This window comes from Roseivirga echinicomitans, assembly GCF_001592935.1.
Classification (GTDB): domain Bacteria; phylum Bacteroidota; class Bacteroidia; order Cytophagales; family Cyclobacteriaceae; genus Roseivirga; species Roseivirga echinicomitans.
This window is the reverse complement of the sequence record NZ_LRDB01000001.1, coordinates 786757-798193: the sequence shown is the minus strand read 5'-3', so window position 1 is coordinate 798193 and position 11437 is coordinate 786757. Positions and strand designations below refer to the sequence as shown.

At 40.2% G+C, this 11437-nt stretch carries 10 protein-coding genes; 4 read left to right on the top strand and 6 right to left on the bottom strand.

From position 1 onward, the window contains the following. Positions 1-30 precede the first annotated feature (30 nt). Both AWN68_RS03410 and AWN68_RS03405 read left to right on the top strand, forming a co-directional pair. Positions 31-1014: an aspartate-semialdehyde dehydrogenase gene (locus AWN68_RS03410; RefSeq protein WP_068411377.1), complete on the top strand. Its 984-nt coding sequence runs from the start codon at positions 31-33 to the stop codon at positions 1012-1014. A gap of 3 nt (positions 1015-1017) precedes the next feature. Beyond that, entirely contained in the window at positions 1018-2205 is a 1188-nt protein-coding gene (locus tag AWN68_RS03405) for a THUMP-like domain-containing protein (RefSeq protein WP_068411374.1), read from the top strand. On the opposite strand, the gene AWN68_RS18940 is transcribed toward AWN68_RS03405, so the two are convergent. The 4 genes from AWN68_RS18940 to AWN68_RS03390 form a co-directional block, all read right to left on the bottom strand. Continuing rightward, entirely contained in the window at positions 2179-2349 is a 171-nt protein-coding gene (locus AWN68_RS18940; RefSeq protein WP_157716061.1) for a hypothetical protein, read from the bottom strand. The two genes, AWN68_RS03405 and AWN68_RS18940, sit on opposite strands and share 27 nt — an antisense overlap. 77 nt (positions 2350-2426) lie before the next feature. Next, on the bottom strand, positions 2427-5282 hold the full coding sequence (gene infB, locus AWN68_RS03400; protein ID WP_068411371.1) for a translation initiation factor IF-2: 2856 nt from the start codon (positions 5280-5282) through the stop codon (positions 2427-2429). 36 nt (positions 5283-5318) lie between these two features. After that, the gene (nusA, locus tag AWN68_RS03395; protein ID WP_068411368.1) at positions 5319-6566 is read right to left on the bottom strand and encodes a transcription termination factor NusA; all 1248 of its coding nucleotides are present in this window, start codon (positions 6564-6566) and stop codon (positions 5319-5321) included. A gap of 5 nt (positions 6567-6571) precedes the next feature. Next, positions 6572-7039: a ribosome maturation factor RimP gene (locus AWN68_RS03390; protein WP_068411364.1), complete on the bottom strand. Its 468-nt coding sequence runs from the start codon at positions 7037-7039 to the stop codon at positions 6572-6574. 160 nt (positions 7040-7199) lie between these two features. On the opposite strand from AWN68_RS03390, the gene AWN68_RS03385 reads away from it, so the two are divergent. Then, complete coding sequence (locus AWN68_RS03385; RefSeq protein WP_068411362.1) at positions 7200-8195, top strand: M28 family peptidase; 996 nt, start codon at positions 7200-7202, stop codon at positions 8193-8195. Here the strand turns inward: AWN68_RS03385 and rfbA are convergent, their stop codons facing one another. Together rfbA and rfbB are read right to left on the bottom strand one after the other, a co-directional pair. Beyond that, positions 8196-9056: a glucose-1-phosphate thymidylyltransferase RfbA gene (gene rfbA / locus AWN68_RS03380; protein WP_068411360.1), complete on the bottom strand. Its 861-nt coding sequence runs from the start codon at positions 9054-9056 to the stop codon at positions 8196-8198. Positions 9057-9058: 2 nt separating this feature from the next. Further along, positions 9059-10108, bottom strand: a complete 1050-nt coding sequence (rfbB, locus tag AWN68_RS03375) for a dTDP-glucose 4,6-dehydratase (RefSeq protein ID WP_068411508.1) — start codon at positions 10106-10108, stop codon at positions 9059-9061. 174 nt (positions 10109-10282) lie between these two features. Here rfbB and AWN68_RS03370 point away from each other — a divergent pair, with 174 nt between their 5' ends. Continuing rightward, a complete protein-coding gene (locus AWN68_RS03370) occupies positions 10283-11422 on the top strand; it encodes an acyl-CoA dehydrogenase family protein (RefSeq protein ID WP_068411358.1) in 1140 nt (379 codons plus the stop codon). The last annotated feature ends 15 nt before the right edge of the window (positions 11423-11437 follow it).

Genomic DNA, 11437 nt, shown 5'->3' with positions numbered 1-11437 from the left:
AATTATGTACGAAATATAATGAAATAAAAAATGAAAATTGCAGTAGTAGGCGCCACTGGGCTTGTTGGTGGAGAAATTTTAGAGGTTTTAGCGGAAAGAAATTTCCAGTTTGATGAGTTACTCCTTGTTGCTTCTGAGCGATCAGTAGGTAAGAAAATGACTTTTAAAGGTAAAGAATACGAAGTGATTGGTTTGGCCAAGGCAGTTGAGCTAAAACCTGACTACGCTATATTCTCAGCAGGTGGTAGCACTTCATTGGAATGGGCTCCAAAGTTTGCTGCTGCTGGTTCTACCGTTATCGACAACTCTTCCGCATGGCGAATGAGCCCAGACCATAAGCTTATCGTACCTGAAATTAACGCGTCTAGCCTTACTGCTGAAGATAAAATTATTGCCAACCCAAACTGTTCTACCATCCAAATGGTGGTGGCTTTAGGGCCATTGCACAGCAAGTATAAGATTAAAAGAATTGTAGTGTCTACTTACCAATCAGTGACTGGTTCGGGAAAAGCTGCCGTTGATCAAATGATGAACGAGCGCAACGGAATTGAGGGAGACATGGCTTATCCGCATAAAATAGATATGAATGCCTTGCCTCATATCGATGTGTTTTTGGATAATGGCTACACCAAAGAGGAAATGAAAATGGTTAACGAAACCAAGAAAATATTTGGTGACGACTCTATCCGGATTACTTCAACTACAGTAAGAATTCCAACGGTTGGTGGCCATTCGGAAGCTGTAAATGTAGAATTCGAAAATGATTTCGATCTGGAAGAATTAAGAGGGGTTTTGGAGAATGCTGAAGGTGTAATTGTACAGGATGATCCAAAGAACAATCTTTACCCAATGCCTTTGACAGCACATAAAAAAGACGCTGTTTTTGTGGGGCGTTTGAGAAGAGACGAAAGCCAGCCCAACACACTAAACATGTGGATTGTGGCCGATAACCTAAGAAAAGGAGCGGCTACCAACGCAGTTCAAATTGCGGAATACTTATCTAAAAACAGCTGATTTTTGATTGAAGCACTGCTAACACCTGAAGTTCAAAAGTTTATTCGGGATCATGAAAACGATGATCCCGCAACTTTGATGCTTCGGGCAAAGCAGTATTCAGACATTCCATTAAAAGAGGTTGTTGAACAGATTCAATCCAGAAAAAAAGCCAAAGCCAAATTACCCACTTGGTATGCAGCAACCCACCTAATTTACCCACCACCACTCTCTCTAGAGCAATCTTCCTCAGCCATTACTGCTGAATACAAAGCATCGCTGTTTTCAGGTGAAAAATTCGTAGACCTGACTGGTGGGATGGGAATCGACTTTTCCTTCCTTTCAAAACATTTCAAAAAAGGTTTTTATGTTGAAAAACAAGCCAGCTTAGTAGAGATAGCTCAACATAACTTGAAATGTTTGGGCTTAAAATCGGCAGAGTTTGACCATGCCGAAGCCGAAGACTTCTTACGTCAAACTTCTTATAAATTCGATTTGATTTTTCTGGACCCTGCCCGAAGAGGAAGCCATGATCAAAAGGTATTCAGGATTGAAGATTGCGAACCTAATGTACTTTCATTACTCCCATTATTGAAGGCCAAAGGAAGAACAGTATTAATGAAGACTTCACCTCTGTTAGATATTAAAGGTGCAGTGAAAGACCTTGGAGGAGTTACCGAAGTTCATAGTGTTGCAGTGAGCAATGAGGTGAAAGAACTCCTTTTTATTATAGATGATAAGGCGAATGAAAACCCAACCATCAAAGCAATTGACCTGACAAATAACGAAGTCGAGTTTAGATTCGATTATTCTCAAGAGCAGAATGTTAGCTTGGCTCATGGAGATGTTGAAAGTTATCTATACGAACCCAATGTGGCTATTTTAAAAGCAGGTGCATTTAAAAGTATCGCTAGCCAATTTGGTTTAATAAAGCTTCATGTGAATTCACATTTATACACTTCAGAAACACTAGTCGTCAATTTTCCTGGCAGAAGTTTTAAAGTGATTAGTGAAATCAGTTTCAATAAAAAAGAACTTCGCAAAGACATACCGAACATGAAGGCCAATATCACGGTTCGGAATTACCCTATGACGGTAGATCAAATAAGAAAGAAAACTGGCTTAGCAGACGGAGGTAATCTTTACATTTTTGCCACTACGGACCAAGCAGGTAAAAAAGTAGTGTTATGCGAAAAGGTAGATCAGCAATAGAATTACCAACGGAACCCCATAGTATTTAAGCACCAATAATCGGTTTTGTCTACTCATCCACCACAGCATACGCCAAGGAGAATACAGCCCAATAATCACAGATAATGCGGCAACACTAATCAGAAACTTGAGGACTACTTCCATACCAAAAGAAAGCTAATTTCATTAAAAAAGCCATTCCGATTTCTCAGAATGGCTTTTCAATTTATGTTCTAGAGCACTTAAAGTGTTCTTTTTACTTCTTGAATTTCGAAACCCTCAATTACGTCTCCTTCTTTAATGTCGTTGAAGCCTTTAATGCTCAAACCACATTCGTAACCAAATTTAACTTCGGCCACATCGTCTTTGAAACGTTTCAATTGCCCGATATTTCCGGTGTAGGTTACAATACCATCTCGGATCACTCGGATTTGATTGTTTCTCTTCACGAAACCATCTAACACAAAACAACCTGCAACAGTACCTACTTTAGAGATTTTGAATACTTCTCTGATTTCGATATTACCTGTAATTACTTCTTTCTCGGTTGGCTCAAGTAAGCCTTCCATCGCATCTTTGATCTCGTTAATAGCATCATAGATGATAGAGTACAGTCTGATTTCGATTTCTTCGTTTTCAGCAATTCTTCTAGCACCGCTAGATGGCCTTACTTGGAAACCAATGATCACCGCATCAGAAGCAGAAGCTAGCAACACATCCGACTCGGAAATTTGACCAACACCCTTATGGATAATATTTACCTGAACTTCTTCAGTAGAAAGTTTCAGTAATGAATCACCCAAAGCTTCGATAGAACCATCCACATCACCTTTAATGATAACGTTAAGTTCTTTGAAGTTACCCACAGCCAATCGTCTACCGATCTCGTCAAGGGTAATGTGTTTCTTAGTTCTTACACTTTGCTCACGTAGAATCTGCTCACGTTTGTTCGCAATTTCTCTGGCTTCACGCTCAGTATCCATTACATTAAAACGGTCACCTGCCTGAGGAGCTCCATCCAAACCTAGCATTTGAACTGGTGTAGACGGGCCTACTTCTTTCAGCTTATTACCTCTGTAATCGAACATCGCTTTCACCTTACCGTAATGCGGTCCGGCCAAAAGTACATCTCCAATTTTAAGCGTACCACCTTGAATCATCAGGGTAGTCAAATAACCTCTACCCTTATCAAGAGAAGCTTCGATTACTGTACCTACTGCGTTCTTTTCTGGATTTGCTTTTAACTCTAACAATTCTGCTTCGAGCAATACTTTTTCCAATAGCTCTTCCACACCTTGACCGGTTTTGGCAGAAACTTCTTGGCATTGGTATTTACCACCCCAGTCTTCCACCAAAATATTCATTTGTGAAAGCTCTTCCTTGATTTTGTCAGGATTGGCGTGTGGTTTATCAATTTTGTTAATCGCAATTACAATAGGCACTTCAGCCACTTGAGCGTGATTGATTGCTTCTTTCGTTTGCGGCATCACGTTATCGTCAGCAGCAACCACAATAATTACAACGTCAGTGATTTTCGCACCACGCGCTCTCATTGCAGTAAAGGCCTCATGACCTGGAGTATCTAGGAAAGCGATTTTTTTACCGTCCTTAGTGGTTACGTCATATGCACCTATGTGCTGAGTAATCCCTCCTGCTTCACCTTCTGTTACTTTTGAATCTCTTATATAATCGAGCAATGAAGTTTTACCGTGGTCAACGTGCCCCATGATGGTTACAATCGGGGCTCTATCCAGTAGATCTTCAGCTACATCAGTTTCTTCAATAATCTCAACATCTTCGTCAGCTGTTGTAAAGCTTACATCAAAACCAAATTCATCGGTAATAATGGTTATCGCTTCTGCATCTAAACGTTGGTTAATTGAAACGAACATTCCCAAACTCATACAAGTTGAGATTACTTCGTTTACAGTAACATTCATCAAAGAGGCCAAATCACTTGCAGAAATAAACTCTGTTACTTTAAGTACTCTTGACTCTTCGTGCTCCTGAAGCATTCTTTCTTCGGCAGCTTCAGCGGCAGCACTCCTCTTTTCTTTACGATATTTAGATCTGCCTTTTCCACCACCTTTTCCACCACTTAAGCGGGCAAGTGTTTCCTTGATCTGATCTTGTATTTGCTTATCTGTAAGCTCTTCTTTCGGAACTCTTTTTCTGGTATCTGCACCTCCACCTCTTTGTGGGGGTCTTCTATCGCCTCCACCAGCTGCAGCTCCAGTTCCTCTATTAGGATGTTCTGGTTTAGATTGAATTCTCTTTCTTGGGCGCTTTTTCTTATCAGCCGCAGATTGATTTCCACCTCTTTGGTCTTGCTTAGGCTTCTCCTTCTTGGTCGGTAATTCAATTTTACCCAATACCTTCAGTCCGCTTAGCGAGTCAGCCTTTGCCTTAATCGTTTCACTTTCTACGGGAGCTGGCGCTACCGGAGTTGGCTTAGGTGCTTCTGGTTTCTTCTCTTCTACTTTAACCTCTGCCTTTTTCTTTGGCTCAAGGTCTATTTTACCCAATACTTTAAAAGTGTGAGGCTTATTACCCTTCACTTCTTTCTTAGGCTCTTCTACCTTTTTCTCAACCTTAGGAGCTTCTTCCTTAGCAGGAACAGGTGTTGCTACTTCTTTAGAAGGACTCACCTCTTCCTTAACAGGAGCAGGTTTTGGCTCTTCTTTTTCAGCTTTAGGCTCTTCCTTCACCTCTTTTGGCGCCTCAATAACAGGCTCAGGTTTCGGTTCTTCCTTCTTTACAAGCTTCTCGCTGCTTACGTTCTTAATAAGCACCTCTTTCTCTTCAGACTCTATCTCTTCAACCTTCTTTGGAGCAACTGAAGGAGTGGGCTCAGGTCTTGAAACCGGCTTTTCTTCGGTATGCTTATTACCGATAGTTAGATGAGAAGCCTCCTCTTTTTCAGAAGCTGATGCAGCAAATTCTTTAGCGAGCATACTGTACTGCTCGCCAGTGATTTTCGCGTTTGGACTGCTGTCAACATCAAATCCTTTAGAGGAAAGGAAGTCCACTATGGTACTGCTACCAACGTTCAGTTTCCTCGCCACTTGGCTAAATCTCATCGTTCTTTCTTCTGCCATACTCAAATATCCCTTTTTTTAAGCGTTTAAAAAATATCAGTCTTTATCAAATTCTTGCGAAAGGATACCAAAAACGTGCTTTATTGTCTCTTCCTCCAACTCTGTTCTTCTTACTATATCCTCTTGAGAAAGGGCAAGCACACTCTTTGCGGTATCTAGACCGATTTTCTTTAACTCATCAATAATCCAGCTGTCGATTTCATCAGAAAACTCATCCAAATCAACATCTTCTTCTTCGAGTTCAGATAACTCTCTGAACACATCTATTTCCAATCCAACTAGCTTAGAAGCTAACTTTATATTCTGTCCACCTTTACCAATGGCCAATGAAACTTGGTCTGGCTTAAGGAAAACTGAAACTCTACCGTCTTCGTCCCGAATTTTCATGCTAGTAATTTTAGCAGGACTTAATGCTCGGGCGATGTACAACTCCATGTTATCGGTAAAGTTGATCACATCTATATTTTCATTCTGAAGCTCACGTACGATTGAATGGATTCTAGATCCCTTCATACCCACACAGGCTCCTACAGGATCAATACGATCATCGTAAGATTCAACAGCTACTTTAGCCCTTTCTCCTGGTTCACGAACTACTTTCTTAATGGTGATCAAGCCATCATAAACTTCTGGCACTTCATTCTCAAATAGTCTTTCGAGGAATTCGCCTGAAGTTCTTGAAAGAATAATCTTTGGGCTACCATTAACCATGTCTACACGGTCGATAATCGCACGTACAGAATCTCCTTTACGGAAACGGTCTTTTGGTATTTGCTCTGCCTTCGGAAGTGAAATTTCATTTCCTTCAGCGTCAATTAGCAATACTTCTCTGCCCAAAATCTGATAAACTTCAGCAGAAATCATTTCACCTACCAGGTCTTTATATTTCTGATAAAGTAAGTCTTTTTCTAAATCCTTAATTCGTTGAATCAAAGTCTGACGAGCAGTCATTACTGCTCTACGACCAAAGTCCAATAATTTAATTTCTTCCGAAACTTCCTCCCCGATCTCAAAATCAGGCTCGATCAAACGCGCGTCAGTAAGACTAATTTTGTCATAGTCCCAAATGTCTTCCGAATTGTCGTCAACGATTTCTCTGAAACGCCAAATCTCCAAGTCACCTTTATCGGCATTAATGATGATATCAAAGTTATCATCAACCTCGTATTTTTTTCTGATCATGGTTCTGAAAACATCTTCCAGAATTCTGATCATAGTAGGTCTGTCGACATTTTTATTTTTTGCAAACTCTGCAAATGATTCGATTAATATTGAACTGTCCATTCTGATTACTTAAATGACACTAATACATTCGCTTTTTCGATAGTATCGAAATTGATTTCCACCAATTCAGCACCTATTTTCTTTTTCTCTTTTACTTCTTTTTCAAACTTAATGGTATTCTCGCAAACCTCTATGAGTTTTCCTTTTACAATTGAGCTATCCGTTAAGACCAACTTCAAGTCTCTTCCCACGTTCTTCTGGTATTGTCTTTTAGATTTCAGCGGATGGTCAAGACCAGGCGAAGAAACTTCTAAGATATATGGGTCATCCATGATTGCCTCGGCTTCCATTTCGTTACTGATGGCCCGGCTTAAATCCGCACAATCGTCAATATTAAAACCAGTGTCACTATCCAAAAGCACCAATATTTTGGTTTTGCCAGAAACACCTTTAACAATCACCTCTACGATAAAGTAGGATTCATCCTTCAGGCTATCAATAGCCACCTTCTCCACAAAATCCTTTAAATCCATAAACTAATATCAGAAAACAAAGAGGGGACTTTTGGTCCCCTCGTGGTAAATTCCCTTAAGTGATGCAAAATTAATGTTTTTTTTATTCAAATCAAATAAATGTCTGAGAGATAGATTTTAACGTCAGCGTATATTATTTTGGACAAAACGCAAAGCGAAAATGATCATACGCCATAAACTGAGTTTCCTCTTCTTACTTGTTATTCTTTGTTCCCTATTAGGGTGTTCCCAACAAAGTGAAAAGGGCAATACAAAAACGCTTGTTGCTGCCCCAGCATTGAACGTGGACTCTGCCTATTTCTTTATTCAAAAGCAGGTAGATTTTGGTCCACGGATTCCAAATTCCGAGGCACACAAAGCTGCAGGCCAATGGTTTGAAGAGAAATTTAAATCGTACGGAGCAAAAGTTTACCTCCAAGAGTTTGAAGAAGACACATACAATGGAGTTAAAATCGAACTCAAGAACATCATCGCAAGCTTTAATCCAGAGAAGAAAAAGCGCCTACTATTGGCTGCTCATTGGGACACCCGACCATTTGCGGATAGCGACTCCGAGGACAAAAAGGCTCAGTTCGATGGTGCAAATGACGGAGCAAGTGGAGTTGGGATTTTACTGGAAGTGGCAAGAATTATTAGTTCAGTAAAAAATCCAGAAGTAGGTATCGACATCATTTTGTTCGATGGCGAAGACTGGGGAGATGCTGGAGAAGATTACGGAAGAATGACTGGAGGCAAAGACTCTTGGTGGTGTCTGGGCTCTCAATATTGGAGTAAAAACAAACACATCCCTAATTATACGGCTTATTATGGAGTGCTCCTTGATATGGTCGGGGCGAAAGACGCCACTTTTTATTATGATGGGGTTTCGCAAGAAAATGCTGGTCGAGTACTTACCCAAGTTTGGGAAACAGCCCATCAGCTTGGCCATCAGAAATATTTCAAAATGGAAAGTGCACTACAAAATGGCCTTATAGATGACCATGTCTATGTAAATAAATATGCTCGGATTCCGATGATTGATATTATGGACTATAGAAAAGCACAAAAGAGCTTCTTCCCTGAGCACCACACTGCACAGGATAATATGGATGCTATAAGTAAAGCCACACTAAATGCGGTGGGTGAAACTTTGCTTACTCTTATATATAATGAGTAGCTATTTCAACAAGCTCAATAGGTACTGCCCGTAACCCGATTTAACTAAAGGTCTAGCAATTTCTTCCAATTGTTCTTTAGAAATAAACTTCATTCTGTAGGCAATTTCTTCGATACAGCTGATCTTAAAACCTTGTCTCTCTTCAATTACTTGAACAAACTGCCCCGCTTGCATTAAAGATTCGAAAGTGCCTGTATCCAACCAAGCAGTACCTCTATCGAGGATGCTCACTTTAAGTTCGCCCTTGGATAAATATTCTTTGTTTACATCCGTGATTTCCAACTCTCCTCTTGAGCTAGGCTTCAAATTCTTGGCAATTTCTACCACACGGTTATCATAGAAATAAAGACCAGGAACTGCGTAATTGGATTTAGGCTCAGCAGGTTTTTCTTCAATGCTCAAAGCATTCATTTGTTCATCAAACTCCACCACCCCGTATCGTTCCGGATCAGAAACGCGGTACGCATATACCACACCACCTTCTACTTCGGTATTTGATTGAAGTAGTTTAGGCAAACCTGAACCGTAAAAAATGTTATCACCCAATACCAAGGCCACTTTTTCTTCTCCAATAAATTCTTCTCCAATAATAAAGGCCTGCGCCAAACCTTCAGGGTTTTCTTGCACCGCATACTGAAAATTACATCCTAATTGACTACCATCCCCGAGCAATTTCGTGAAGAGCACATTGTCATGGGGCGTAGTGATAATCAGAATCTCTTTAATTCCAGCCATCATCAATATTGACAATGGATAGTAAATCATTGGCTTGTCATACACTGGCATCAGCTGCTTACTAACCGCTAATGTTAAGGGATGCAACCTTGTCCCTGAGCCTCCTGCGAGTATAATTCCTTTCATAATTAGTCTTTGTACTGATTATTATAATATGACTGATACTGTCCTGAAGTTACGTTGTTCAACCACTCTTCATTGGCCAAATACCAATCTACGGTTTTTTCCATTCCCTCTTCAAATTGTAAGGATGGTTCCCAACCCAATTCTTCTTTAATCTTATTAGCGTCAATTGCATAGCGCATATCGTGACCAGCTCTATCGGTTACGTAGGTAATCAACTTTTCAGAAGTACCTTCGGCCCTGCCCAACTTCTTGTCCATTACTTTGCAAAGTATCTTCACAATGTCAATGTTCTTCCATTCGTTAAAGCCACCGATGTTATAGGTTTCCCCCTGTTGTCCTTTATGGAAAATCATGTCAATGGCCTTGGCATGATCTTCTACAAAAAGCCAATCTCTGATATTTTCACCTTTGCCGTAAATAGGCAAAGCTTTACTGTTCTTTATATTGTTGATGCACAAAGGCAACAGCTTTTCTGGGAACTGAAAAGGACCGTAATTATTGGAACAGTTAGAAACTACAATCGGCATTTTATATGTATTGGAATAAGCCCTAACAAAATGATCTGAACTGGCTTTTGATGCCGAATAGGGTGATTGTGGATCGTAAGAAGTGGTTTCCAAAAAATAACCAGTTTCGCCTAAAGAGCCATACACCTCGTCAGTAGAAACGTGGTAGAAAAGTTTATTATCGAAGTTTCCCAACCAAGTATTTTTGGCTGCATTCAAAAGGTTTACGGTACCCATTACATTGGTTTTCACAAAAGCCAAAGGATCGGTAATTGAACGATCGACATGAGACTCAGCAGCCAAGTGGATCACCGCATCAAACTGATGCTCTTTGAAAATATCATCTAAGAAATCAGCATCATTAATATCTCCTTTTATAAAAGTGTAATTCGCCTCTTCTTCAATATCCTTCAAGTTTTCAAGGTTACCTGCATAAGTGAGTGCATCCAAATTGTAAATGGAATAATTTGGGTATTTCTTCACAAAAAGCCTCACCAAATGGCTTCCTATAAAGCCTGCTCCGCCTGTAATTAAAATCTTATTCATGTTTTCCGTATTGAACATGTTCAAAGATAACAGATTGACCCTATTCGACATCTTCACTTTCGACAAGCTTTCTGTCTACTTCGTTAAATGAACCAAAAAATTCGATAACGATTTTGCCTAACGATCGTTTGTTCGGTTAATGAAATTGCGTAATTTTCACAAAATATTACAACCATGGATTTTGAGCTGAACGAAAACCAAACCATGATCGCTAGCATGATCAAGGATTTTGGAGAGAAAGAAATAACTCCTTTTAGAAATAAGTGGGACGATGACCAAACCTTCCCGGTAGACGTATTGAAAAAATTGGGTGAGCTCGGCCTTATGGGCGTTGTGGTGCCTCAAGAATACGGTGGTTCTGGTTTTAGCTACGATGAATATATCACTGCTATTATGGAGTTGACCAAACTCGATCCGGGAATTGGACTTTCAATGGCTGCTCACAACTCCTTGTGTACTGGTCATATCCTTCAGTTTGGTAACGAAACACAAAAGAAAAAATGGTTGCCAAAATTGGCTACTGCTGAATGGATTGGGTCTTGGGGCTTAACTGAACCCAACACAGGGTCGGATGCAGGAAACATGAAAACCACTGCTAAAAAAGAAGGCAACGAATGGGTAATTAACGGTACCAAAAACTGGATTACGCATGGCAAAAGCAGTGATATTACCGTGGTGATTGTTCGTACTGGCGAAATAGGTGATTCTCATGGAATGACCGCTTTTGTGGTAGAAAGAGGCACTCCTGGTTTTAAAGGAGGAAAGAAAGAAGATAAGCTGGGCATGCGTAGCTCAGAGACAGCAGAAATGATTTTTGAAGATTGCCGTATTCCTGAAGAAAATGTTTTGGGTGAAGTCGGTCATGGTTTTATTCAGTCAATGAAAGTTTTGGACGGAGGTAGAATTTCCATTGCCGCTCTTAGTTTAGGTATTGCTGAAGGAGCTTTTGAAGCCGCTTTGAAATACTCTCAGGAAAGAGAGCAGTTCAACCAACCTATTTTCAACTTCCAAGGAATCTCTTTCAAACTATCTGACATGGCTACAAAGCTAGAAGCTGCAAAGCTTTTAACTTTTAAGGCTGCTCAGCTAAAAAATGAAGGGAAGAACGTGACCAAGGCATCGGCCATGGCAAAATATTATGCTTCTGAATGTGCCGTTGAGTTTTCAAATGAAGCCGTTCAGATCTTTGGTGGTTATGGCTACACCAAGGATTACCCAGTAGAGAAATACTACCGAGATTCTAAGCTTTGTACTATTGGTGAGGGCACTTCGGAAATTCAAAAGCTTGTTATTGCAAGGGCACTTTTGAAGTAAATCGATAGATATTCT